We start from the raw sequence: 24110 nt of genomic DNA on the forward strand, positions 1-24110 counted from the left end.
TCCCCGGAACGAGCCCACCCTCCCCGTTGACCGGCAGGGGCCCGTGCGCCCCCCGGCCGGCCCCGCGCGTGGTGTGAGCGACGGTCACCGGCAGCGGGGTGCCCTCGCCGGCGCCCCGGCAGCACGCTGAGAACCGTCGGCTCCGGATCCCGCCCCGCGCGCGGCCCTCAGGAGGCGGCGGGATCGTCACGCCATCCGTCGCTGTGCAGAAACCCCTGGATGGTGCGCCGTCGCCCGGCGTGCTCCCGGACCAGCTCCGCGTACCGGTCCTCCCCGACGGTGGGAATGCCCTCCCGGTGGAGGACCGACAGGGGAGGCGCGGGAAGCTCCCGTGCGGCCCGGGAGAAGAACCGGCCCCGCAGGGTGTCCAGCACCTGGTCCAGAGCCGCCAGCAGGGGGCCGGTCGCCGAGGGATCGGGACGGGCGTCGGGCGCCGTGCCGGCGTGCAGCAGCAGCAAGGCGTCGTCGAGGGCGGCGATGGCACGGGAGGGAGCCTTGGCGCGCGAGGCCGAGTGGAAGTAGTGGACGACCGGATAGGCCAGATGCTGCTCGCCCATGCGCAGCAGGGGAGCGGTCAGGGAGACCAGGTGCTGGTTGAACATGGAGCTGAAGGCCGTACCCGTCCACCCTCCGGCGACGATGCGGGCGGCGTCCTGGCCCAGGGCGTGGATGTGCTCGGCGAGCACGCGCTTGTGGACGACGGCCTCGACCACCTGGACCAGATACGTGATGGAGAGGGTCACCAGGAAGAGCCCCGAGAGGGTGGCGACGGTGGTGGCCCCCTGCGCCCAGGAGCTGCCCGGCACATAGTCGCCGGTGCCCAGGGTGAACACGGTGTAGCCCGTGTAGTACACCCGGGCCCAGGCGCCGGCGGGCTCGGCGGTGCGGGAGGCGACCACAGCGGTGTCCTCGGCGGTGAAGACCAGCCACCACCCCGTCCACAGCAGCACGGTCCAGCTGAGGAAGGTGGCCACGAGCGTCACCGTGCCGGTCAGCTCCAGCAGCCTGCCGCCACGGGGAGCCCTGGTGTGGACGGCCAGTACCGCCCGCCACACCCCCGCGGCCACCCGGCCGCTGACCGGCCCGGTGCCCGTGACCATGGACAGCGACGTCACCACGGCGTCGGCGAGCGCCAGCGCGGCCAGAGCACAGCCGCCGAGAAGCAGCAGCAGGTTCACTCCGCGGCCCCCGGTCCGCGGCGGGCGGCCTTGCGGTAGAGGGCCAGGCCCGGGGCGGTGGTCACGCCGTGCGCGACGGTGCTGGCGGCCACGACCAGAGTGCCCGCGGCCAGGACGACCGGATCGGCGCCGAGCCGGTGGGCCTCCAGGGTCAGGTAGAACAGCGCCGAGACGCCGATGGGCCCGAACCAGCCCAGGAAGACGGCGTCACGCCAGGTCAGGGAGAGCGGCCGCTTCAGCAGCAGCAGAACCGGCAGCCGGCGGAGCAGCAGGACGCCGAGGACCAGCAGGACGGCGCGCCACCAGCCCAGCTCACCCCACTCGCGCCAGGGGATCATGGCGCCCAGCACCGTGAACAGCGGCAGGACCAGCAGGCGGTTGACCGACTCGTCCACCTTGTCGTCCTCGGTGCGGTCGCGCGCGGAACTCGTCGCGTTGAAGGCCAGGCCGCCGGTGAACACGGTGAGGATGCCGTCGAGCCGGAGCAGCCCGGACGCGCCGAGCAGGACCAGGGCCAGCAGCAGGGTGTAGAGGAGCAGCGGACCGGAGCCCACGGCGCCCTCCTTCTCCGCCCAGCGCAGTGCTCTGCCGGCGAACAGCCCGGCCGCCGCTCCCAGGACGACCGCGCCGAGGACCTGCCACAGGGACTCCAGGAGCGCGTCGGTGCCCGAGAGGGACCCGGCGATCGCCACCGCGGCCAGCACCAGGGGCAGGGCGAGGCCGTCGTTGGAACCGGACTCGAGGGAGAGCAGCTGCCGGTTCCGCTCGGTGATGCCCTTCTCGGCCGGCTCTCCGGTGACCACGCTGGAGGCCAGGACCGGGTCGGTCGGGCACAGCGCCGCACCCAGCAGCACCGCCGTGCCCAGGCCGACGCCGAGGGCGGCGGCCGACACCGCCGTGGTGAGCAGCGCCATCCCGGCCATCGCCACCACGAGGAGGACGGCCACCGGCCGGACCCGCGACCGCGCCGCGCGGAACGGATAGCGCAGGGCCACGGCCATCACCGACAGCGCCAGCAGCAGGCGGGAGAACTCGTGCAGCTCCTTGTGCCCCTCCACCACGGTGGGCAGGTCGACGACTCCCAGCACTTCCGGGCCGAAGAGGATTCCGGTCAGCAGTGCGAGCAGCGGCCCGCTCAGTGGCAGGCGGTGGATGAGAGCGGAGCCGGCGGCCACCGCCAGGGCCAGGGCACCGGTGATCGTCAGCAGAAGGTCCAGCACGTGCATCCGGCTTCCCGTTCCTCATCTCGGTATGTCCTCGGTGGTTCATCCGGCGGGCACCGTGATGCGGGCACCGTGATGACGGCGGCCCGGAGCCGGACGGACGGGGCCGGGCCCGGGTGGCGCGTCACCGCCGGGAGCCAGGCGTACCCGGCGGGGACAGCCACCACGCCCCGGCGCGTGCCGCCCTCGGCCACCCGGGTGTGCCGGGGCGGTGGCGGTGCCCGTACCGACCCGCCGGACCCGGGGGGAGAGGGGGGACCGCCCGGCCGGGGGCGCGCCGGACTCGTGCGGGCCCCGGCCCGGGTGTGGCCGGGCGCACACCCGGCCACCGGCTCCCCGGCCCGATGGCGTCGGAAAGGCGTGAGGCCGTCCGTCCGGCCGCTTCCGGCGGAGTCCGGAAACCTGACGGGGAAAAACCTTCGCGCCCCCGGTGTGCCGCCGGGGGCCATCGCGGGAATGTGTATCCGGGCGACACCGTTGACGGTGTCGCCTGCAAAGATCCTCCCTGAGCACTAGGGTGCTTTTTTTGCTAACCCATTACTCTTGAGACAAGGTCGCGCAGGGCGGCCACGGAGGAGTGAGATGAGGAGCAGCAACCCGGTCTTCTCGCGACGGGGATTCAGCCGCGACAACGGTTACGCGGGCTTCAACGCGGCACCGCAGGCCGGGGGCCCCGCCGCTGTCCAGACCGGCAACCCGTACGCGGGCACCAACCCGTACGCACAGCCGGCCCAGCCGCAGCAGATGCACGGCGCGCCGCCGCAGGCCGACCGGATGACGATGGACGACGTCGTCATGCGGACCGGTATGACGCTCGGCACCGTCGTCGTCGGTGCCGCCGTCGCCTGGCTCATGGAGATGCCGCTCGGCCTGGCCATCGGCGCCGCGCTGATCGCGATGGTCCTCGGGCTGGTCCAGGCGTTCAAGCGCAAGCCCTCCCCGCCCCTGATCCTGGCGTACGCGGCCTTCGAGGGCCTCTTCCTCGGGGCGCTCAGCGGCGCGATCAACGAGCAGTTCGAAGGCGCGCCGATGCAGGCGGTGCTCGGCACGATGGCGGTCTTCGCCGGTGTGCTCATCGCCTACAAGACCCGCATCATCCGGGTCACGCAGCGGTTCTACCGCTTCGTGATGGCCGCCGCGATCGGCTTCGTGCTGCTGACCGCCGTCAACCTGCTGTTCATGGCCTTCGGCGGCGGTGACGGCCTCGGCTTCCGCAGCGGCGGCCTGGGCATCGTCTTCGGCATCGTCGGCATCGTTCTCGGCGCCGCCTTCCTCGCCCTCGACTTCAAGCAGGTCGAGGACGGTCTGGCCTACGGCGCTCCGCGCGAGGAGTCCTGGCTGGCGGCGTTCGGCCTCACGCTGACCCTGGTGTGGATCTACCTGGAGATGCTGCGGCTGATCGCGATCCTGCGCGGAGACTGACGTTCCCGCGGCGGGCGGTGCGAACCGTCCCCGAGCGGCGCGCGTGACACATGACACGACGAGGGGTCCGGAGGCGGAAAGCCTCCGGACCCCTTTCGCGTTCTCGCGCCGCCGCGTTTCTGTCGTCGCGCCGGGCGCGACGGGCGCGCCGGACGGGGGACGGGGACGGACCTACGGGGAGGGACCTACGGGGACGGACCTCCCTCAGAGAAGCTTGCGCGCGGCTCGCCTCAGGTCGTGTTCGTGAATGATCGCTTTGGCATGGCCGTAGGCGAGATTGTGCTCGCCCCGCAGCCAGCTGACCTTTTCCTCGAAGCGGAAGAGCGCGGGGCCTTCGTCGACGGTGCGCAGCCAGTCGGCGATATCGCGGCCGGTGCAATGGGGGATGCGGGAGAGCAGGTTCCGGTGAGTCTCTTCCGAGAAGACTTGGGACATCGGCGCCTCCGGGCGGTTCCAATGCTGGTCCTTCACGTCACCGTGCCTGAGCGTTCGTCCCTTGGCAATGGTCCGGAAGGCCCCATACGCTTCCGGCGTGCTGGATGTAACGCCCCTGGAGACCGCCGTCGACCGGCTCGCCGACCGCCTGCGCGCCGCGCCCCGGAGCCGGCTGCGCCGCGGCGCGGCGGCGCAAGGGCTGGAGCTGGCCCGCGAGTTGGCGGTGCGCGCCCAGCGGGTCGAGTTCCCCGGCCGGGAGCCGCTGGTGATGCCGGAGGCGGGGCTGTTCACGGTGGCCGACCAGGTCGCCGTCGCGGGACACGACCTGGCGGCGGCGCTGCGCGGTGCGGACGGCGGTACGGACGGCGGTGGTACGGACGGCGGGACCCCGGACGCGGTCGCGGCGGAGCTGTCCGAGGCGGTGGCGCTCGTCGGGGCGGCGGCGCGGCGCTGCGGCTGCTGAGCCCGGGCCTCCGGGTCCGCCCCGCCCGGGTGGCGCGCCGTCAGAGCGAGGCGATGACCCGGTCCGCGAGGACGTAGATGCTCTCCTGGCCGCAGGCGAACGTCAGGGCGTACGCGCCGGAGACGCCCGAGCCACCGAGCAGGAACGGGACGGTGCCCTCCTCCAGGGCCGCCACCAGGTGCTCCGCGGTCTCGCGGTGCCCCGGGGTCATGCAGACCGTCGTGCCGTCGGCGAAGACGTAGACGTCGAGCGTGCCGAGCGGGCCGGGGCGGACGTCCACCAGCGGTATGCCGTCCTCGGCCAGTTCCGCGAGGAGCGCGATGGTGCGTTCGTGGTGGGCCGTGGCCGAGGTGTGGGGGGTGAAGTCCGGGTGGGAGGGGTGGCGGCGGCGGGCGGCGGCCAGCTCCGGGGACTCGGCCGGCTCCTCGATCTCCACGTCCGCGTCGTCCTCCTCGCCGGCGTCGAGGGCGCTCAGGGAGTCCGCGGCGAGGAAGGACTCCAGGCCGGTCGGGTCGGGCTGGCGGGGGAGGAGGCCCGGGCCGTCCTCGCCGTATCCGGTGAGACCGCTGAGCAGGGTGGCGTCGGCGGCGTCACGGGCCTCCTGGGCGGCCCAGAAGGCGCGGGCCTCGGCGAGTTCGCGTTCCCGCTCCTCGGCGAGGGCCTGGGTGACGGCCGTCCGTATCTCCTCGGCGGGCGTGGAGCGGGGGGAGGGCAGCCGCGCGGCGGTGCGGTCGGTGGCGGCCAGTTCGGCCCGCAGGGCCGTGATCTGCCGGCGCACCCCGTGAGCGGCGTGCAGGGCCGCGGCTCCCGCGGCCGTGGCGGCCGACGCGGCCAGCAGCAGGGCGATGGACATGGCGCTCACTGACGTTCTCCCGGAATCGACGGCTCCCCAAGAATTCCTACCTCAGCTTGATGGTGGCTCCGCCCGGGTGTCAGTGCGGAACCTCACCAAACGGACGGCCGGCGTTGCCGATACGTTTCTGCTTCAACCGCCTGAGCTGCGGTAACGGCCTCTCCGGGGAGGTAGATCACATCCTGGGGGAGATTAGGTCACGACGGGGTCAGCCGGGTGGCCGCGGCCGCACCGTCCGTGACCGGCTTCCGTTTCGGCCGGAGCGGGCCGCGGAGTCCGCCGCCAACGCGGGGGCGTGCCCTCCGTTTCCCGGTGTGCGCCGCTGCCTTCCGGCGCCCGTGCTCCGTCTTCCGCTTCCCCTTTCCGGACCCGCCGGTCCGCCGGGTCCGCCCGCGGCGACGGACGGGGCCGCACCGCGGTCTCCCGTGGTGCGGCCCCGTCCTCGTGCCGGTCCGGTCCGGCCGGTCGCCGGCCCGTCCGGCTCAGCTCAGGCGCTCGATGACCATCGCCATGCCCTGGCCGCCGCCGACGCACATCGTCTCCAGGCCGAACTGCTTGTCGTGCCACTGCAGGGAGTTGATGAGCGTGCCGGTGATCCGGGCGCCCGTCATGCCGAACGGGTGGCCGACGGCGATGGCACCGCCGTTGACGTTGAGCCGGTCCAGGTCGATGCCCAGGTCCTGGTAGGAGGGGATGACCTGCGCGGCGAACGCCTCGTTGATCTCGACGAGGTCGATGTCGCCGATGGAGAGCCCGGCCCGGCTCAGCGCCTGCTTGCTGGCCTCGACCGGCCCGTAGCCCATGATCTCCGGGGAGAGGCCGGAGACACCGGTGGAGACGATCCGGGCGAGCGGGGTCAGGCCCAGCTCGCGCGCCTTGGTGTCGGACATGATCACCAGGGCGGCGGCGCCGTCGTTCAGCGGGCAGCAGTTGCCGGCCGTCACCAGTCCGTCGGGGCGGAAGACGGGCTTGAGGCCCGAGACGCCCTCCAGGGTGACGCCCGCGCGGGGGCCGTCGTCCTTGGCCACGACGGTGCCGTCCGGGGTGGTGACCGGAGTGATCTCCCGCTCCCAGAAGCCGTTCTTGATGGCCTCCTCGGCGAGGTTCTGCGAGCGCACGCCGAACTCGTCCATCTCCTGGCGGGTGACGCCCTTGAGGCGCGCCAGGTTCTCGGCGGTCTGGCCCATCGAGATGTACGCGTCGGGGATCAGGCCGTCCTCGCGCGGGTCGTGCCAGTCGGTGCCCTCCTGCTCGGCGCGCGCGGCGGTGCGGGCCTGCGCCTCGTCGAACAGCGGGTTCTGGGTGCCGGGCATCCCGTCCGAGGTGCCGTTGACCTGGCGCGAGACCGTCTCGACGCCCGCCGAGATGAAGACGTCGCCCTCGCCGGCCTTGATGGCGTGCAGGGCCATCCGGGAGGTCTGGAGGGAGGAGGAGCAGTAGCGGGTGACGGTGCAGCCCGGCAGGTGGTCCATGCCCATCTGCACGGCGACGATCCGGCCCAGGTTGTGGCCCTGCTCGCCGCCGGGGAGGCCGCAGCCGAGCATCAGGTCGTCGATGTCGTGCGGGTCGAGCTCCGGGACCTTGGCGAGCGCGGCCTGAATGATCGTGGCGGTCAGGTCGTCCGGGCGGACGTCCTTGAGCGAGCCCTTGAAGGCCCGGCCGATCGGGGAGCGGGCGGCTGAGACGATCACGGCTTCGGGCATCACGGCTCCAAGAGGGGGCGAGAAGGCAGGACTGAGTGGGAAGTTACCTCCACGTACAGCCCGGGTCACGGTCTGAGGTGTGTGACACCGGCCTCTTTTCTAAGCGCTTGCTCAGCTCTTGCGGAAGGCCCGGACCAGCGCTTGTGCGGCTGCCCCGCCCGGCCCGCGATCCCTTGGTACGGGGGCACAGGCGGCCCGTTCGGGGCAGGGCCCCGCCGTCCCCGCGGCTCCCCGGGACCCCGCCGGCTCGGTGCCCGCACCGGGCGCGCGGGGCGCTCGTCCGCCCCGCCGGGCGGCCGGCCGCCGCTCCCGGCATCGCTCGGACGAGCGACCCGGCGACCGCCGGGCGGCGGTCAGCCGGCCACCCGTCCGGTCGCCCGGCCGGACGACCGCTCCGGCCCGCGCCCCGGCTTCCGGTCCGGCGCCCGCCCGGGCCCGTGCTCCGGCGTGCGTTCCGTCCCGTGCTCCGGCTCTCGCTCCGGTTCCCGCTCCGTCCCCGGGCCGGGCTGCCGTCCCCCGTCCGCCGCAGGGGTGTCGTCCTTCGGGAGCTGGCGCCGCCTCCGGTGCTTGAGCAGCGCCCACGGGCCGCGCGCCGGCCCCGCGCCCGCCGCCGCGGTGCCCCCGGCCGCGGCCACCTCCGTACCGCCCTCGGAAGCCGCCTGCGCCGCCGCCTGGGCGACCGGCAGGATGCCCTCGGCCCGCGAGACGTCCAGCCGCTCCTCCGGCCACAGCCCCAGCGCCGCGCACAGGGTCGGCAGCACGGCCATCGCGGCCGTGGCGTACCCCTCCGCCGAGGGGTGGTAGTTGTCCGGTCCGAACAGCTCGCGCGGGTTGGCCTCGAACTCCGGGCCCAGCAGGGAGCCGAGGGAGACCGTGCGGCCGCCCTGTTCGACCACGCCGATCGTCTGCGCCGCCGCCAGCTGCCGGCTGAGCCGGCGCGCCACCCAGCGCAGCGGCTGGTACACGGGTTCGATCGTGCCCAGGTCCGGGCAGGTGCCCACCACCACCTGGCAGCCTGCCTCCCGCAGCCGGCGCACGGCGTCCGAGAGCAGCCGTACGGACTGGGCGGCCGGCACCCGGTTGGTGACGTCGTTCGCGCCGATCATGATCACGCAGGTGTGCGGGACCTGCCGCCGGTCCGCCAGCAGCAGCGACACCTGCCGGTCCAGATCCCCGGACATCGCCCCCGACAGCGCCACATTGCGCAGCAGCACCGGCCGCTCGGCCACCGCCGCCAGCCCCGACGCGAGCAGCGCGCCCGGCGTCTCGCGCGCCCGGTGCACGCCCTGCCCGGCCGCCGTGGAGTCGCCGAGGAAGCCCAGCCGCAGCGGTTCCAGGTCCGACAGCAGGGCGAACGAGGCTCCGTAGCAGCCGTCCGCCCGCGGCGGCTCACCGTCCGGGACGCCCACCAGGCGCCGCGCCCACCGCATCTCCGCCAGCAGCAGCCCGACGGCGGCGCCGCCCAGGAGCCCCGCGCCACCACCGCCGTAGGCCGCCGCGGCGGCGATGCGCCGCGCCACCCTCGCCCTGGACACCGACATCTCCGCCCCGCTTCCCGGCCGCCAGCCGCTGGCACGCCTACCGGTTCCTTGCCCCGCCGCGCCCCCTTCGCAACGCCCGCGCACGGCGGGCACACCACCCGGAGCGCGCAATAGGCTGGTGGGACGGGCACCCGAACAGCGACCGCCCCCGATTGCGGAGACCCCGCCGAACCTGGAGACGTCGTGCAGTATCACGATTCGATGATCGAGCTTGTCGGCAACACCCCGCTGGTGAAGCTCAACCACGTGACCGAAGGGCTGTCGGCGACGGTCCTGGCCAAGGTCGAGTACTTCAATCCCGGCGGGTCGGTGAAGGACCGGATCGCCCTGCGGATGATCGAGGCGGCCGAGGAGTCCGGCGAACTCCGCCCCGGCGGCACGATCGTCGAGCCGACCTCCGGCAACACCGGGGTGGGGCTGGCCATCGTGGCCCAGCAGAAGGGCTACAAGTGCGTCTTCGTCTGCCCGGACAAGGTCTCCACCGACAAGATCAACGTGCTGCGGGCGTACGGCGCCGAGGTCGTGGTCTGCCCCACCGCCGTGGACCCCGCGCACCCGGACTCGTACTACAACGTCTCCGACCGGCTCGTCCGTGAGATCCCGGACGCCTGGAAGCCCGACCAGTACAGCAACCCCCACAATCCGCTCTCGCACTACCACTCGACCGGCCCGGAGCTCTGGGAGCAGACGGAGGGGAGGATCACCCACTTCGTCACGGGCGTCGGCACCGGCGGCACCATCAGCGGCACCGGCCGCTATCTGAAGGAGGTCTCCGGCGGGAAGGTCCGGGTCATCGGCGCGGACCCGGAGGGCTCGGTCTACTCCGGCGGCTCCGGCCGGCCGTATCTCGTCGAGGGTGTGGGCGAGGACTTCTGGCCGGACGCCTACGACCGCGGGGTGGCCGACGAGATCGTCGCCGTCTCGGACAAGGACTCCTTCCGGATGACCCGGCGGCTCGCCCGCGAGGAGGGCCTGCTGGTCGGCGGTTCCTGCGGGATGGCCGTGGTGGGCGCACTGGAGGTGGCCAAGCGGCTCGGGCCGGACGACGTGGTCGTCGTCCTGCTGCCGGACAGCGGCCGCGGCTACCTCAGCAAGATCTTCAACGACGAGTGGATGGCCGACTACGGCTTCCTGGAGGAGGGCGGCGGCGCCGCGCGCGTCGGCGACGTCCTGCGCGACAAGGACGGCGGGCTGCCCTCGCTGGTGCACATGCACCCGGAGGAGACGGTCGGCGAGGCCATCGAGGTGCTGCGCGAGTACGGCGTCTCGCAGATGCCGATCGTGAAGCCGGGCGCCGGCCACCCGGACGTGATGGCGGCCGAAGTCATCGGCTCCGTCGTCGAACGGGACCTGCTCGACGCGCTGTTCACCCGGAGCGCCGACCTCAAGGACCCGCTGGAGAAGCACATGAGCGCGCCGCTGCCCCAGGTCGGGTCGGGCGAGCCGGTGGCGGACCTGATGGCGGTGCTGGAGAGCGCCGACGCGGCGGTGGTGCTGGTGGACGGCAAGCCGACCGGTGTCGTCAGCCGCCAGGACCTGCTGGCGTATCTGGCGAAGAGCGCCAAGTAGCCTTCCCCATAAGGGAATTCGGGTGTTCCGGCAGACGGTACGCGGACGACACGCACCCGCATCACGGCCTTAACAGTCGCGGGGCACAGTGGTGGATGTCGGCAGGTACACCGCACAGGTGAACGAGCCGGCACCCGAACGGCGCCAGGACATCCGGAGCGGCTCCCGGACCTCCATGGTCGCCCGGACGCGGCCTCCCGGTCAGGCTTCGGTCGCGTCCCACGCGGGGACCGCCGTCGTCCCGCCCCTGGCGCTCGCGCCGGGGTGCGGCGGTCCCCGCCTATCGCTTTCCGCGCGCTGTGCGCCCGGCCGCCCGGCACCGCCGCGGCGCCGGGCGGCCGCCGACGGTTCCGAGGCCGCGCCGGCCGGGGGTTCCGTCCCGGGCTCGTGGTCCCGCGCCCCGCTCCTCATTCCCCAAGGGGCGGGGCGTGCCGGGCCGCTGCGCCGTCGCGGTGGTCCGGCCGCGGAGCGGTGACCGGTCCGGGCGTCAGTCCCACTCGGAGGTCTGCCGGGGCTTCTCGCGTCGCTGGGAGCTGGACCAGGGGGCACGGCCGCTGCCGTGGACGGCGTTCACGCCGACGATGCCGATCCAGGAGACGATCAGGCCGGGCAGCCCCGCCACCCCGGCACCGATCGCCGACAGCGGTACGGCCAGCACCAGCGAGATGATGCCGAAGCCGTACCGGTCGCCGAAGCTGTCACCGCAGCCCTCGCGGGCCCCCGGCGGACGGGAGCCGCGGGCGACGACCATCTGGCTCTCGGCGAGCTGCCGCCGCACCCGGCGGTCGACGGCGCCGTCCAGCTTCTCCAGAAACGAGTCGACGAGCTCCGACTCGTACTCCGGTCCCAGTTCCCCGCGCGCGTGCAGGGTGGCGTTGAGATCCTTCTTGAGCTCAGGGTCACGGGCTTCCATGGTGGCCACGCTAGAGACGACGGGCCCCCGGCACAGTGGGGACAACCCCCCAATCCGGGGCGGTGCCACCACCGGGCACCATGCTGGGGTGCGGTGGCCGTCGTCACCGCCGTCGTCGCTGCCGTCGTCGGCCGGCGATGCCCGGCCCGCCGCCGTCCCGCGGAAAGGAACCCTCCCGTGCCCGAACCCGTCGCCGACCGCCCCGCGGCTTCCCTCCCGAGCGGACCGGAGGCCGGTGCCGGGCCCGGTCCCGCCGCCGGTCCGCTGCTGCCCGCCCTGTCGCCGTCCGGCGGCCCGTCCGGCGAGGACGGTCCGGACGCGCTGGCCGTCGCCGGACGGTCCTGCTCGCGGGAGCGGCTGCTGGCCGCGGCGGGCGCGGTGGCCTCGCGGATCGCCGGGGCCCGGGCCGTCGCCGTGCACGCGGACGCGTCCCTGGAGACGGTCGCCGCGGTGGCCGGCGGGCTGCTGGCCGGGGTGCCCGTGGTCCCCGTGCCGCCGGACGCCGGCCCCGCCGAACGCGGGCACATCCTGCGGGACTCGGGTGCCGAACTGATGCTCGGGCGGCAGGGAACGGAAGAGGCCGCGGGCGCGGCGGCGTACAGCGGGCCGCAGGGCCCGGAACGGGGCCCCGGAGCGGGCAGCGGGCCGTCCGGGCCGGCGGTGGCAGCCCCGCCGTCCGTGCCGTTCCTGCCCGTCGGTCTCGCCGAGCGCTCGGACTGGAACGCTCCCGAACCCGGCGCGGACACCACCGGGATGATCCTCTACACCTCCGGCACCACCGGCGCCCCCAAGGGCGCGCTCATCCCGCGCCGCGCCATGGCGGCCGGTCTGGACGGGCTCGCCGAGGCCTGGCAGTGGACGGCGGACGACACCCTGGTGCACGGGCTGCCGCTGTTCCATGTGCACGGCCTGGTGCTCGGCGTGCTGGGGGCGCTGCGCACCGGCTGCCGGCTGGTGCACACGGGACGGCCGCTTCCGGCGGCGTACGCGGCGGCGGGCGGCAGCCTGTACTTCGGGGTGCCCACCGTCTGGTCCCGGATCGCCGCCGACCCGGACGCGGCCAGCGCGCTGAGCGGCGCCCGGCTGCTGGTGTCGGGCAGCGCACCACTGCCCACCCCGGTCTTCCGGGACCTCGAACGGCTCACCGGGCAGCGGCCGGTGGAGCGCTACGGGATGACGGAGACGCTGATCACCGTGTCCACCCGCGCCGGCGGCGAACGGCGCCCCGGTTCGGTCGGGCTGCCGCTGCCCGGTGTGCGCACCCGGCTGGCCGCGGAGCCCGGGGCGGAGATCGGCGAACTGCAGCTGACCGGGCCGACGCTTTTCTCCGGCTATCTGAACCGCCCGGAGGCGACGGCCGCCTCGTACACCGCCGACGGCTGGTTCCGCACCGGTGACATCGCCGCCATCGGCGAGGACGGCCACCACCGCATCGTCGGCCGGGCCTCCACCGACCTCATCAAGTCCGGGGGGTACCGGATCGGTGCCGGGGAGGTGGAGAGCGCCCTGCTGGACCACCCCGCGGTGCGGGAGGCGGCCGTCGTCGGGGCGCCGCACCCGGACCTCGGGCAGCAGGTCGTCGCCTATGTCGTGGCCGGGGGCCCGGTCACCGAGCGGGAGCTCACCGACTTCGTGGCCGGCCATCTCTCCGTCCACAAGCGCCCTCGCGCGGTCCGCTTCCTGGACGCGCTGCCGCGCAACGCCATGGGCAAGCCGCAGAAGCGGCTGCTGCCGCCGCTTTGAGGCGGACGGCGGGGCGGGGGACGGCAGGGCGGGCAGGGCGGCCGGAGGCCTGCATAGACTCATACAGATTCGTGATGGGTGAATGGCTCACGCAGAGGCGCGGGCCCGACGGCGGGAGGCCGGATGTCCGGGACCGGCACGGGGAGGACGGCCGGCGGCGGGAACGCGGCCGGCGCCGCGGCCCGGCTGCAGAAGCTGTTCGAAGGACACCGGCTGACGCCCACGCAGCGCCGGATCGCGCACTGCATGGTGCGGCGGGCGGCCGACGCGCCGTTCCTGTCCAGCGTGGAGCTGGCCGAGCTCGCCGGGGTGAGCCAGCCGTCCGTGACGCGCTTCGCGGTCGCCCTGGGCTTCGACGGCTATCCGGCGCTCCGCCGGCACCTGCGGGACGTACCGGCCGCCGAGCGCGGTCCCGCCTCGGGCGCGTACAACGCCTACCAGCAGGCCGTGTACGCGGAGATGGAGAATCTGCGCCATCTGGCGTCGCTGCTCGCCGACCCGAAGCCGGTGGAGCACGCGGGGCGGCTGCTGGCCGCGTCGTGCCCGCTGCCGGTGCTCGGGCTGCGCGCGGCCTCCGCGCAGGCGCGCGGTTTCGCCTACTTCGCGGCCAAGGTGCACCCCGACGTCCGGCTGTTCGACGAGGGCGGCACGATGCTCGCCGACCGCGTCGACGCGGCCCGGCGCGCGGGCGCGAGCGCGTTGCTCTGCTTCGCGCTGCCGCGCCATCCGCGCGAGGTGACCGAGGCGCTCGACCACGCGCGCTCGGCCGGACTGACCGTCGTGACCGTCGCCGACAGCGCCTTCGCGCCCGTCGCCCGCCACTCGGACCTGCTGCTGCCCGCGGCCGTCGGCACCGGGCTGGCGTTCGACACCGCCTGCGCGCCGATGATGCTCGGCCGCGTGCTGCTGGAGGCGATGTGCGACGGGCTGCCGGACGCGCAGGCCCGGCTGGAGGAGTTCGACGCCCGGGCCGCCGCCCGCGGGCTCTTCGTCGACTAGCGCTGTTCTGTCCGGCGGGCACGCGCCGGGCGCCCGTCCGCCACGGGAGGACGGGTGCCGGGGCCGGAGAGGACGCGGCTTTCCTTATCCGTTTCTCATATGTCCTTACTACAATGCGCCCCTACCGAGACCGCATTCGAGGTGACATCGAGCGACAAGGAGGCCCGCTGTGGGGCGCGAGGCGGCGACGACGCTGGCACGGGTGGCGGTGATGGTGCGTGTGCCCGCGGTGTGGATGGGGTGGACCGGACTGGTGACCGCGGCGCTGGGCGCCGCCGTTCCCGTGAGCCTGCTGGGACGGCGGACCGGGCTGGCCGCGGGGGCCGCGCTGCTGCTGCTCGCGGCGGTGGCCGCGTTCGCCGCGCGGCGCGGACGGTACCGGGAGCTGGCGGACGGCGCCGCGCGGGCCGGGAGACGGGACTTCCTGCAGGACCGCGCGGTGACCGCCCGGGTCTGGCGGCGCGGGCACCGCTGGTGGCTGTGGGCGGCGGCCGCGGCGGCCCTCGGCTCCTCCTTCGCGGTGCCGGCGGCGGGCGGGATGCTGCTCGCCGGGGCCGGTGCCGGACTGTGGGCCAAGGCCCTGTGGCTCGGCCGCTGGGAGCGGAGGCACGAGGCGCTGCTGTGGGTCCGTCCGGAGTGGGCCCGGCGCGGCCCGGCGGGCAAGGACACCCGGGGCTACCGGACGACGGGGATCGCCGCGGGCGACGCCGCGCCGGGCGGCGGGAAGCGCAAGGCGCTCCCGGCAGCGGAGCGTCCGGCGCCGGGAGCCGGCACCCGGAAGCGCACCGCGGCGGCGGTCTGACGGCGGTCCGCCGCCGGCCGCCCTGCGGTGGCCGGGAAGCCTGTGGGCGCCGGGAGCGCGCGGGCCCGGGGCAGCCCCTCCGCGTATCGCCCGTACGGCGGTTCGGTCCGTACGGGCGTTCGCGTACGCCGCCCGGCCCGCACGGATGCCTCGCATGGACGACTGGCGTTGATGCCTCGCGGGGTCGTCCGCGCGGACGGCACGGCGCGGTGGCGCCCGTGCCGTCCGCCGTCATTCCGAACGAGCCCGCAGTGCCAGCCTGTTGACGGCCCACAGCGCGACCCCGATCAGCAGCAGCACGCCGGCGCGGATGTAGACGTCGGCGGCCCGGTCGGCCAGCGGACTGGCCAGCAGCAGCGCGGTGACGGCGCCCAGGAGCGGCAGCGCCGTCGGCGTACGGAAGTGCCGGTGCTCCACCCGGTCCCGGCGGAGCACCAGCACCGAGACGTTGACCAGGGCGAAGACGCACAGCAGCAGGAACGCGGTGGTGTCGCCCAGCCCTTCGATCTCGCCCGTGGACACCAGTCCGAGCGTGAGCAGGGTGGTGAAGGCGATCCCCGTGACGGGAGTCCGGCGGATCGGCAGCACCCGCCCCATGGCCCGCGGCAGGATGCGTTCGTTGGCCATGCCGTAGACCAGCCGGGAGGCCATCATCATGTTGATGAGCGCCGAGTTGGTGACGGCGAACAGGGCGATCAGCGCGAAGAGTTCCGGAGGGAAGTCGACGCCGCCCGCCTTCACGACCTCCAGCAGCGGCCCCGAGGAACCCTCCAGGACGCGGTAGTCGACGAGGAGCGAGGAGATCAGGGCCACGAGCACGTAGATGGTGCCGGTGACGGCGACGCCGACGAAGAGCGCCCGGGGGAAGGTGCGGACCGGGTTCCTGGTCTCCTCGGCCATGTTCACCGAATCCTCGAATCCGACGAAGGCGAAGAAGCCGAGCGCGGTCGCCCCCAGCACGCTGGTCATCAGCGCGAACCCGGTGCCCCCGGCCTCGAACTCGCCCAGCCGGGACGGCTCCCCGCCGCCCGACAGCACGGCGTACGCCCCGATCCCGATGATCACCAGCAGGCCGCTCAGCTCCACCAGCGTCAGGACGACGTTGGCCTTCACCGACTCCGAGACGCCGCGCAGGTTCAGCGCCGCGAGCGCCAGGACGAAGGCCACCGCGACCAGCGGCGGCGGCACGTCGGCGAACTCGGCCATGTAGTCGCCGCTGAAGGCCCGGGCCGCCGCACTCGCCGAGGAGAGGCCCGAGGACATCACCATGAAGGCGACGATGAAGGTCAGGAACGGGACCTTGAACGCCTTCTGGGTGTAGAGCGCGGCCCCGGCCGCCTTCGGGTACTTGCCGACCAGTTCGGCGTAGGAGGCCGCCGTCAGCAGGGCGAGCACGAAGCCGATGACGAACGGCAGCCACAGCGCGCCGCCGATCTTGCCCGCCACCTTGCCGGTGGTGGCGTAGATGCCGGTGCCCAGGATGTCGCCGACCACGAACAGGATCAGCAGCTTGGGTCCGAGCACCCGTTTGAGCGGTGCGGTGTCGTCCGCCGGCGCGGGCGGAGGCGGGGCGGGCTGTCCTGCGGGCGGGCCGGGGTTCTGCATGGGAGAGGGACTACCCGGCCGGCGGCCGTTCGCATCCGTCAGATCGACCTCAGTGCGCCGGGCCGGTCGCCGCCGCTCTCGGCCACAATCTCGTCGAGCGTCTGTGCGGGCCGTACGAGGGCGAAGCGCATGCCCCGGGAGGTGCGGACGAAGCCGTGGACGGCGGGCCGGGGCAGGCTGTTGTACGCGAAGTGGTTGGAGAAGTAGTACGCGCCGGTGTCGAGCAGCGCGGCCAGATCCCCGCTCTCCAGCCGCGGGAGCGGACGCCCGCGCGCCACCAGGTCGCCCGCGAAGCAGCACGGGCCCGCGATGTCCTGTTCGACCACCGGCCCGGTCTTCGGCCGCCCCTCCGCGTCGAACGCCGCCACCCGCAGGGGCCAGGAGTCGGGTGCGAAGACCGTGCGGGTGGCGAGCTGGGCGCCCGCGTGGGTGACGGCGATCGGCCGGCTCCCCGCCGTCTTGGCGTACTCCACCCGGGCCAGGACGGTGCCGTGCCTGGCGAGCAGGGACCGGCCGAACTCGGTGACCAGCCCGTACCGCCCGTCGAACAAGCCGGGTACGGCGTGCCGCAGCGTCCTCGCGTACTCCCGGTGGGTCGGGCGCTCGCTGTCGGAGGCGAAGTTGACGGAGAGGCCGCCGCCGATGTCCAGGGTGGTGATCCGCCGCTGCCCGGCGGCGTCGTTGATCTCCTCCGCCAGCTCGTAGGTCTCCCGCACCCCCCGGGCCATCAGCTCCGGCGGGATGCCCTGGGAGCCGACGTGGGCGTGCAGCCGGGTGAGCCACGGCCGGTCGAGGAACGCGCGGACGAGCCAGGCACGCGCCCCTTCGTCACGGAGCGGGACCCCGAACTTGGAGGTCTCCGTGGCGGTGGACAGCGCGTCGATGGTGCCGCCGCCGACCTGCGGGTTCACCCGCAGCCCGAGCGGTGAGGCGACCGGGGCCGCGTGGACGAGGGCGTCGATGCGGGCCAGTTCCTCCGCGTTGTCGGCGTTGACGGCGACCCCGAGCGCCAGCGCCTCGCGCAGCTCCGCGACCGACTTGGCGGGCGAGTCCAGGACGATCCGGGAGGGCGGCACCCCGGCGGCGCGGGCCAGCGCCAGCTCACCGGGGCTCGCCACCTCGCAGCCCAGGCCCTCGTCGGCGAGCAGCGCCAGCACGGGCACCAGGGAGGCGGCCTTGACCGCGAAGGCGTGCAGTACGGGGGTGCCCGGCGCGGTGACCTCCTCGAAGGCGGCGCGCAGCCCGGCGGCGGAGGCCCGGATGCCGGCCACGTCCAGCAGCCCGATCACGGGGTCGGCCGGCCCGACCAGCCCTTGCCGTACGGCGGCGCGCACGGCCTGCTCCCGGCGGGCGGCGGTCTCCGCGGGCCCGTGCGGCTCCCTGTCCGCCGCCCCGGTGGTGTCGCTGGAGGTCATGGCACCACTCCACCACTCGCGGCGGCTCCGTGCCCAGTACCGGCCGGGCCCGGAGGCGGGACGCGCCGGGGCGTGCGCGGGAGCGCGTGTCCGGTCACCGGCCCGGTGCCTGCTCCGTCCGTGGCCGGCGGTCGCCCGTCGGCACCGCCGCCGGCCGCACGCCGCTGTTGACTACTTATATTCATGCCGTGAGTATGTGAATGAATCAATCCAGTCGGGGCGGAAGCCCAGCAGGGAGGCAGGCCCATGGCGGGACCGCGACCCGTGCGCGCACCGCGCGGTACGGAGCTGAGCGCCCGGGGATGGCCGCAGGAGGCCGCCCTGCGGATGCTGCAGAACAACCTCGACCCGGAGGTCGCCGAGCATCCGGACCGGCTCGTGGTCTACGGCGGCACGGGCAAGGCGGCCCGCGACTGGGGTTCGTTCGACGCCATGATCCGCACGCTGCGCACCCTGGCACCGGACGAGACGATGCTCGTCCAGTCCGGCCGCCCCGTCGGGGTGATGCGCACCCACGAGTGGGCCCCGCGGGTGCTGATCGCCAACAGCAACCTCGTCGGCGACTGGGCCACCTGGGAGGAGTTCCGCCGCCTGGAGGCCCTCGGCCTCACCATGTACGGCCAGATGACGGCCGGTTCCTGGATCTACATCGGCACCCAGGGCATCCTCCAGGGCACCTACGAGACCTTCGCCGCCGTCGCCGCGAAGCTGGCCGCCCGGGGCCGGGGCGACGGCAGCCTCGCCGGCACCATCACCCTGACCGCCGGGCTCGGCGGGATGGGCGGCGCCCAGCCCCTCGCCGTCACCATGAACGGCGGTGTCGCGATCTGCGTCGACTGCGACCCCCGCGCCATCGAACGCCGGATCGAGCACCGCTATCTCGACGTCCGGGCCGACAGTCTCGAACACGCCCTCCGGCTCGCCGTCGACGCCCGCGACCGGCGCGAACCGCTCTCCGTCGGACTGCTCGGCAACGCCGCCGAGGTGCTGCCGCGGATGCTCGCCGAGAGCGCGCCCGTCGACATCGTCACCGACCAGACCAGCGCCCACGACCCGCTCAGCTACCTCCCGCTCGGGGTCGACTTCGACGGCATGGCCGCGTATGCCGCCGAGAAGCCGGCCGACTTCACCCTCCGCGCCCGCGAGTCCATGGCCCGGCATGTCGAGGCCATGGTCGGCTTCCAGGACGCGGGCGCCGAGGTGTTCGACTACGGCAACTCCATCCGCGGCGAGGCCCAACTCGCCGGATACGAACGGGCGTTCGACTTCCCCGGCTTCGTCCCCGCGTACATCCGCCCGCTCTTCGCCGAGGGGAAGGGGCCCTTCCGCTGGGCCGCCCTCTCCGGCGACCCCCGCGACATCGCGGCCACCGACCGCGCCGTCCTCGACCTCTTCCCGGAGAACGAGTCCCTCGCCCGCTGGATCCGCCTCGCCGGGGAGCGCGTGCGCTTCCAGGGCCTGCCCGCCCGGATCTGCTGGCTCGGCTACGGAGAGCGCGACAAGGCGGGGGAGCGCTTCAACGACATGGTGGCCTCCGGCGAGCTGGCGGCCCCGATCGTCATCGGCCGCGACCACCTCGACTGCGGCTCGGTCGCCTCCCCGTACCGCGAGACCGAGGCCATGCGCGACGGCTCCGACGCCATCGCCGACTGGCCGCTGCTCAACGCCATGGTGAACGTCGCCTCCGGCGCCTCGTGGGTCTCCGTCCACCACGGCGGCGGCGTCGGCATGGGCCGCTCCCTCCACGCCGGGCAGGTCACCGTCGCCGACGGCACCCCGCTCGCCGGGGAGAAGATCCGCCGGGTGCTCACCAACGACCCCGGCACGGGCGTCATCCGCCACGTCGACGCGGGGTACGAGCGCGCGGAGGAGGTCGCCGCGGAGCGCGGCGTCCGCATCCCGATGCGGGAGGGTGGGGAGCAGCGATGACCGCCGCCACCGGCACCGCCCGCTGGACCCGCGGCGCGTCCTTCCGGGAGATGTGGCGGGACCTCGCGCCCGTCGGCCGCCACTCCGGCACCGGCGGCTACCGCCGTTACGCCTGGACGGAAGCCGACGCGGACTGCCGCGCCTGGTTCGCCGGCCAGGCACGCGCCCGGGGGCTCGTCTGCGAGACCGACCGCAACGGCAACCAGTGGGCCTGGCTCGGCGCCGCCCCGCCCGCCGGCACCGGGCCGGGGAGCGCCGTGGTCACCGGCTCCCACCTGGACTCCGTGCCGGACGGCGGGGCGTTCGACGGGCCGCTCGGCATCGTCTCCGCCTTCGCCGCCCTGGACGAACTCCTCGCCCGCGGCGCCCGCCCCGCCAGGCCGCTCGCGGTCGCCAACTTCGCCGACGAGGAGGGCGCCCGCTTCGGCCTGGCCTGCGCCGGTTCCCGCCTCGCCACCGGCGGGCTCACCCCCTCGGCGGCCCGCGAACTCCGCGATGCCGACGGCACCACCCTGGCCCGGGCCATGGAACGGGCCGGCCACGATCCGGAAGGCATCGGCCCGGACCCCGAACGCCTGTCCCGTATCGGCGCGTTCGTGGAACTCCACATCGAACAGGGCCGCACCCTGGCCCGCACCGGCGACGCCGTGGGCGTGGCCTCCGCCATCTGGCCGCACGGCCGCTGGCGCTTCGACTTCCGCGGCGAGGCCAACCACGCGGGCACCACGCTCCTCGCCGACCGGCGCGACCCGATGCTCACCTTCGCGCACACGGTCCTCGCCGCCCGCGAACAGGCCGCGCGCGCCGGGGCGCTGGCCACCTTCGGCAAGACCGCCGTCGAACCGAACGGCGTCAACGCCATCGCCTCCCTGGTGCGCGGCTGGCTCGACTCCCGTGCCGCCGACGAGGAGACCCTCGCCGCCGTCGTCACCGCGATCGAACGCGCGGCCGAGGAGCGCGGGGAGCGGGACGGCGTGACGGTCGGCGTCACCCGTGAATCGTTCACGCCCGTCGTCGAGTTCGAACACGCGCTGCGCGACCGGATCACGGCGCTCCTCGGCGGCGCCCGCGTGCTGCCCACCGGCGCGGGACACGACGCGGGCATCCTGTCCGCCGAGGTCCCGGCCGCCATGCTGTTCGTACGGAACCCCACCGGCGTCTCCCACTCGCCGGCCGAGACGGCGGTCGAGGACGACTGCCTCGCCGGAGTCACCGCGCTCGCCGACGTACTGGAAGGACTGGCGTGCCCCTGACCTACTGGGCGGAGTACGCCTGGCTCGACGGCACCGTGGCGGCGGGCGTCACCATCACGGCCGGCGCGGACGGCCGCATCGCCGGGGTCGGCACCACCGGAACCACCGGAAGCAGCAGCAACGGCAACGGCACCACCGGTACTCCGCAGCCGCCGCCCGGCGCCGTCGTCCTGCGCGGCCTGACCCTCCCCGGCCTGGCCAACGCCCACTCGCACGCCTTCCACCGGGCCCTGCGCGGCCGCGCCCAGACCGGCCACGGCACCGGCCACGGCACCGGGGGCGGCTCCGGGGAGGGCGGGGCGCCGCGCTCCTTCTGGGCCTGGCGCGACGTCATGTACCGGGCCGCCGCCCGTCTCACGCCGGACGGCTACCACGCCCTCGCCCGCGCCGTATACGCCGAGATGGCCCTGGCCGGCATCACCTGCGCCGGGGAGTTCCACTATCTCCACCACGCCCCCGGCGGCACCCGCTACGCCGAGCCCAACGTCATGGGCGAGGCCCTGATCGCCGCCGCGGCCGAGGCGGGCATCCGCCTCACCCTCCTCGACACCGCCTATCTGGCCGCGGGCTTCCCCGAGGGCACCGGTGGCGCCGGCCGCACCGGGAGGCCTCTCGAAGGGCCCCAGCTGCGCTTCGGCGACGGCACGGCGGAGGCGTGGGCGGAGCGCGCCGCGGCTCTGAAGCCCGCGGGCCACGCGCGGATCGGGGCCGCGGTGCACTCCGTACGCGCCGTCCCGGCGGCGGGGCTGCCCGTGGTGGCCGCCTGGGCCCGGGAGCGCGGGGCGCCGCTCCACGTCCATCTCTCCGAACAGACGGCCGAGAACGACGCCTGCCGCCGCGCCCACGGCTGCACCCCCGCCCGGCTCCTCGCCGACCACGGAGTCCTCGGCCCGGACACCACCGCCGTCCACGCCACCCATCTCACCGCCGGCGACATCGGCCTGCTCGGCGGCAGCCGCACAGGTGTGTGCATGTGCCCCACCACGGAGCGCGATCTGGCCGACGGCATCGGCCCGGCGGTACGGCTGCGGGACGCGGGCAGCCGGCTCTCCCTCGGCAGCGACAGCCACGCGGTCATCGACCTGCTGGAAGAGGCCCGGGCGATGGAGCTCGACGAACGCCTCAGCTCGCGCACCCGCGGCCACTGGACGGCCGCGCAACTGCTGCGCGCCGCCGGCGCCGACGGCCACGCCGCACTCGGCTGGCCCGAGGCGGGCCGCATCGCACCGGGAGCGTTCGCCGATCTCACCACCGTCGCCCTGGACACCGTCCGCACGGCCGGCCCGCCGCCGCGGCTGGCCGCGGAGGCGGCGGTCTTCGCCGCGACGGCCGCGGACGTCCGGCACACCGTGGTCGGCGGCCGTGAGATCGTCCGGGACGGCGCCCATCTGCTCGTGGACGACGTACCGCGGGCCCTGGCGGAGTCCGTCGCCGCGCTGCTGGACGCGGACGGCGGGTGACGGCCGTTCCGGCGAGCGGCGGTACCGGGCCGCCCGGCCGCGTCGGCCACCGGCGCCACCCCGGCGGTTTCTTCGCATGACGCGGCATCAGCCCCGCGGCGCACGGACAGAGGAGAGAGAGCATGAGCGGGACGGAGACCGGAAGCGGAACCGCCGGACCGGGCGGATCGCCGGGACGGCGACGGCCGCTGGGCGCCGGGACGGGGGCCGCGGGCCCGGGTGACCCGGCGCCGCCCGCCGCCCGGAACGGCCCGGCCGCGGCGGCCAGTGCCGGTGCCGGTGCCGGTGCCGGTGCGACGAGTACCGCCGTCACCGGTATCGCCGTGCTCGTCACCAACGACCCCGCCCTCGGCGAGGGCCCGCTCGGACTGCTGCGGGACGCCGCCGTCGTCCTCGACGGCGAACGCGTCGCCTGGGCCGGGCCGTCCCGCCGGGTACCGGCCGCGGACACCCGCGTGGACGCCGCGGGCCGCGCCGCCGTCCCCGGCTTCGTCGACTCCCACTCCCATCTGGTGTTCGACGGAGACCGCACCGAGGAGTTCAACGCCCGCATGTCCGGCCGCCCCTACGCCGCCGGAGGCATCCGCACCACCGTCGCCGCCACCCGTGCCGCGACCGACGAACGCCTGCACGCCAACGTCGCCCGCTACGTCGCCGAAGCCCTCCGCCAGGGCACCACCGTCATCGAGACCAAGTCCGGCTACGGGCTGACCACCGGCCAGGAGGCCCGCGCCCTGCGGATCGCCGCCGCCCACACCGACGAGGTCACCTTCCTCGGCGCGCACATCGTGCCCCCGGAGTACGCGGACGATCCCGCCGGTTACGTCGGCCTCGTCACCGGGCCGATGCTCGACGCCTGCGCGCCGCACGCCCGCTGGATCGACGTCTTCTGCGAACGGGGTGCCTTCGACGGCGACCAGGCCCGCGCGATTCTCACCGCCGGGGCCGCCCGCGGCCTCGTCCCGCGCGTCCACGCCAACCAGCTCTCGTACGGCCCCGGGGTGCGCCTCGCCGTCGAACTGGGGGCCGCCTCCGCCGACCACTGCACCCACCTCACCGACGAGGACGTCGACGCCCTCGCGCAGGGGGAGACGGTGGCGACCCTGCTGCCCGGCGCGGAGTTCTCCACCCGCGCCGCCTGGCCGGACGCGCGCCGGCTGCTGGACGCGGGTGTCACCGTCGCGCTCTCCACGGACTGCAACCCCGGCTCCTCCTTCACCAGTTCGATGCCGTTCTGCATCGCCCTGGCCGTACGGGACATGGGGATGACCCCGGACGAGGCGCTGTGGGCGGCGACGGCCGGCGGCGCCGCGGCGCTGCGCCGCACCGACACCGGCCGGATCACCCCGGGCGCGCGGGGCGATCTGGTGCTGCTGGACGCGCCGTCGCCGGTGCATCTTGCCTACCGGCCGGGCGTTCCGCTGGTCTCCGCGGTCTGGCGGCGCGGGGAGCGCGTCCACTGATCCGTGACCGCCGACGGTGTGGACCCCTGAAGCCGTGAACCGCGGACTCCGTGAGCAGCTGAACCGTGCCCCGCTGACCCGGGCCGTGCCGTCCGGGCGGTGCCCCGGGCATGCCGAAGGGCCCGGCCCCGGACGGGGCGA

19 protein-coding genes are annotated in these 24110 nt (G+C 74.7%); 10 read left to right on the plus strand and 9 right to left on the minus strand.

Annotated features, from left to right (window positions below; all coding sequences use genetic code 11):
* Positions 1-167: 167 nt before the first annotated feature.
* The gene (locus LIX60_RS19075; RefSeq protein ID WP_227959536.1) at positions 168-1178 is read right to left on the minus strand and encodes a potassium channel family protein; all 1011 of its coding nucleotides are present in this window, start codon (positions 1176-1178) and stop codon (positions 168-170) included.
* A complete protein-coding gene (locus LIX60_RS19080; protein WP_227959537.1) occupies positions 1175-2404 on the minus strand; it encodes a cation:proton antiporter in 1230 nt (409 codons plus the stop codon). The genes LIX60_RS19075 and LIX60_RS19080 overlap by 4 nt, the downstream gene beginning before the upstream one ends.
* Positions 2405-2983: 579 nt before the next feature.
* Between LIX60_RS19080 and LIX60_RS19085 the strand changes: the two genes are divergently transcribed.
* Positions 2984-3823, plus strand: a complete 840-nt coding sequence (locus LIX60_RS19085) for a Bax inhibitor-1/YccA family protein (RefSeq protein ID WP_227959538.1) — start codon at positions 2984-2986, stop codon at positions 3821-3823.
* Between the two features lie 204 nt (positions 3824-4027).
* Here the strand turns inward: LIX60_RS19085 and LIX60_RS19090 are convergent, their stop codons facing one another.
* Positions 4028-4258 carry a DUF4287 domain-containing protein gene (locus LIX60_RS19090; RefSeq protein ID WP_019711705.1) on the minus strand — a complete coding sequence of 77 codons (231 nt, stop codon included), beginning with the start codon at positions 4256-4258 and terminating at the stop codon, positions 4028-4030.
* 97 nt (positions 4259-4355) lie between these two features.
* Between LIX60_RS19090 and LIX60_RS19095 the strand changes: the two genes are divergently transcribed.
* Positions 4356-4721 (plus strand): hypothetical protein, encoded by a 366-nt coding sequence (locus LIX60_RS19095; protein ID WP_227959540.1) that lies wholly within the window; start codon positions 4356-4358, stop codon positions 4719-4721.
* Positions 4722-4761: 40 nt separating this feature from the next.
* Here the strand turns inward: LIX60_RS19095 and LIX60_RS19100 are convergent, their stop codons facing one another.
* From LIX60_RS19100 to LIX60_RS19110, 3 genes are all read right to left on the minus strand, one after another.
* On the minus strand, positions 4762-5574 hold the full coding sequence (locus LIX60_RS19100) for a hypothetical protein (protein WP_227962831.1): 813 nt from the start codon (positions 5572-5574) through the stop codon (positions 4762-4764).
* Positions 5575-6056: 482 nt separating this feature from the next.
* Positions 6057-7277, minus strand: coding sequence for an acetyl-CoA C-acetyltransferase (locus LIX60_RS19105; RefSeq protein WP_227959543.1), 1221 nt, complete (start codon positions 7275-7277; stop codon positions 6057-6059).
* A 353-nt stretch (positions 7278-7630) separates the two neighbouring features.
* Positions 7631-8818: an SGNH/GDSL hydrolase family protein gene (locus tag LIX60_RS19110; RefSeq protein ID WP_227959545.1), complete on the minus strand. Its 1188-nt coding sequence runs from the start codon at positions 8816-8818 to the stop codon at positions 7631-7633.
* A 183-nt stretch (positions 8819-9001) separates the two neighbouring features.
* Here LIX60_RS19110 and LIX60_RS19115 point away from each other — a divergent pair, with 183 nt between their 5' ends.
* Positions 9002-10387, plus strand: a complete 1386-nt coding sequence (locus tag LIX60_RS19115; protein ID WP_227959547.1) for a cystathionine beta-synthase — start codon at positions 9002-9004, stop codon at positions 10385-10387.
* 487 nt (positions 10388-10874) lie between these two features.
* Here LIX60_RS19115 and LIX60_RS19120 read toward each other — a convergent pair whose 3' ends face one another.
* Positions 10875-11300: a hypothetical protein gene (locus LIX60_RS19120; RefSeq protein WP_227959548.1), complete on the minus strand. Its 426-nt coding sequence runs from the start codon at positions 11298-11300 to the stop codon at positions 10875-10877.
* A gap of 264 nt (positions 11301-11564) precedes the next feature.
* On the opposite strand from LIX60_RS19120, the gene LIX60_RS19125 reads away from it, so the two are divergent.
* From LIX60_RS19125 to LIX60_RS19135, 3 genes are all read left to right on the plus strand, one after another.
* Positions 11565-13043 carry an acyl-CoA synthetase gene (locus LIX60_RS19125; RefSeq protein WP_374117983.1) on the plus strand — a complete coding sequence of 493 codons (1479 nt, stop codon included), beginning with the start codon at positions 11565-11567 and terminating at the stop codon, positions 13041-13043.
* A 123-nt stretch (positions 13044-13166) separates the two neighbouring features.
* Positions 13167-14042: a MurR/RpiR family transcriptional regulator gene (locus tag LIX60_RS19130; protein ID WP_227959549.1), complete on the plus strand. Its 876-nt coding sequence runs from the start codon at positions 13167-13169 to the stop codon at positions 14040-14042.
* A 169-nt stretch (positions 14043-14211) separates the two neighbouring features.
* Entirely contained in the window at positions 14212-14844 is a 633-nt protein-coding gene (locus LIX60_RS19135) for a hypothetical protein (protein ID WP_227959550.1), read from the plus strand.
* Positions 14845-15075: 231 nt separating this feature from the next.
* Here the strand turns inward: LIX60_RS19135 and LIX60_RS19140 are convergent, their stop codons facing one another.
* Positions 15076-16449, minus strand: a complete 1374-nt coding sequence (locus tag LIX60_RS19140) for an APC family permease (RefSeq protein WP_227959551.1) — start codon at positions 16447-16449, stop codon at positions 15076-15078.
* A gap of 38 nt (positions 16450-16487) precedes the next feature.
* Positions 16488-17864, minus strand: a complete 1377-nt coding sequence (locus tag LIX60_RS19145) for a diaminopimelate decarboxylase (RefSeq protein WP_227959552.1) — start codon at positions 17862-17864, stop codon at positions 16488-16490.
* 246 nt (positions 17865-18110) lie between these two features.
* Here LIX60_RS19145 and hutU point away from each other — a divergent pair, with 246 nt between their 5' ends.
* The 4 genes from hutU to hutI all read left to right on the plus strand — a co-directional run bounded on the left by hutU (position 18111) and on the right by hutI (position 23969).
* The gene (hutU, locus tag LIX60_RS19150) at positions 18111-19793 is read left to right on the plus strand and encodes a urocanate hydratase (RefSeq protein ID WP_227959554.1); all 1683 of its coding nucleotides are present in this window, start codon (positions 18111-18113) and stop codon (positions 19791-19793) included.
* Positions 19790-21046 (plus strand): allantoate amidohydrolase, encoded by a 1257-nt coding sequence (locus LIX60_RS19155; RefSeq protein WP_227959555.1) that lies wholly within the window; start codon positions 19790-19792, stop codon positions 21044-21046. The genes hutU and LIX60_RS19155 overlap by 4 nt, the downstream gene beginning before the upstream one ends.
* Positions 21037-22506: a formimidoylglutamate deiminase gene (locus tag LIX60_RS19160; protein WP_227959557.1), complete on the plus strand. Its 1470-nt coding sequence runs from the start codon at positions 21037-21039 to the stop codon at positions 22504-22506. The genes LIX60_RS19155 and LIX60_RS19160 overlap by 10 nt, the downstream gene beginning before the upstream one ends.
* Before the next feature lie 122 nt (positions 22507-22628).
* On the plus strand, positions 22629-23969 hold the full coding sequence (gene hutI, locus LIX60_RS19165; protein WP_227959559.1) for an imidazolonepropionase: 1341 nt from the start codon (positions 22629-22631) through the stop codon (positions 23967-23969).
* The last annotated feature ends 141 nt before the right edge of the window (positions 23970-24110 follow it).

It is taken from the genome of Streptomyces sp. S07_1.15 (assembly GCF_020739505.1).
GTDB classification, from domain to species: Bacteria; Actinomycetota; Actinomycetes; order Streptomycetales; family Streptomycetaceae; genus Streptomyces; species Streptomyces xinghaiensis.

Bases quoted from the DNA above. Each gene is read 5' to 3' on its own strand.
- LIX60_RS19100 (WP_227962831.1), bottom strand. From the start codon at position 5,574: ATGTCCATCGCCCTGCTGCTGGCCGCGTCGGCCGCCACGGCCGCGGGA.
- LIX60_RS19145 (WP_227959552.1), bottom strand. From the start codon at position 17,864: ATGACCTCCAGCGACACCACCGGGGCGGCGGACAGGGAGCCGCACGGG.
- LIX60_RS19140 (WP_227959551.1), bottom strand. From the start codon at position 16,449: ATGCAGAACCCCGGCCCGCCCGCAGGACAGCCCGCCCCGCCTCCGCCC.
- hutI (WP_227959559.1), top strand. From the start codon at position 22,629: ATGAGCGGGACGGAGACCGGAAGCGGAACCGCCGGACCGGGCGGATCG.
- LIX60_RS19080 (WP_227959537.1), bottom strand. From the start codon at position 2,404: ATGCACGTGCTGGACCTTCTGCTGACGATCACCGGTGCCCTGGCCCTG.
- LIX60_RS19120 (WP_227959548.1), bottom strand. From the start codon at position 11,300: ATGGAAGCCCGTGACCCTGAGCTCAAGAAGGATCTCAACGCCACCCTG.
- LIX60_RS19085 (WP_227959538.1), top strand. From the start codon at position 2,984: ATGAGGAGCAGCAACCCGGTCTTCTCGCGACGGGGATTCAGCCGCGAC.
- LIX60_RS19155 (WP_227959555.1), top strand. From the start codon at position 19,790: ATGACCGCCGCCACCGGCACCGCCCGCTGGACCCGCGGCGCGTCCTTC.
- LIX60_RS19130 (WP_227959549.1), top strand. From the start codon at position 13,167: ATGTCCGGGACCGGCACGGGGAGGACGGCCGGCGGCGGGAACGCGGCC.
- LIX60_RS19090 (WP_019711705.1), bottom strand. From the start codon at position 4,258: ATGTCCCAAGTCTTCTCGGAAGAGACTCACCGGAACCTGCTCTCCCGC.
- LIX60_RS19105 (WP_227959543.1), bottom strand. From the start codon at position 7,277: ATGCCCGAAGCCGTGATCGTCTCAGCCGCCCGCTCCCCGATCGGCCGG.
- LIX60_RS19110 (WP_227959545.1), bottom strand. From the start codon at position 8,818: ATGTCGGTGTCCAGGGCGAGGGTGGCGCGGCGCATCGCCGCCGCGGCG.
- hutU (WP_227959554.1), top strand. From the start codon at position 18,111: ATGGCGGGACCGCGACCCGTGCGCGCACCGCGCGGTACGGAGCTGAGC.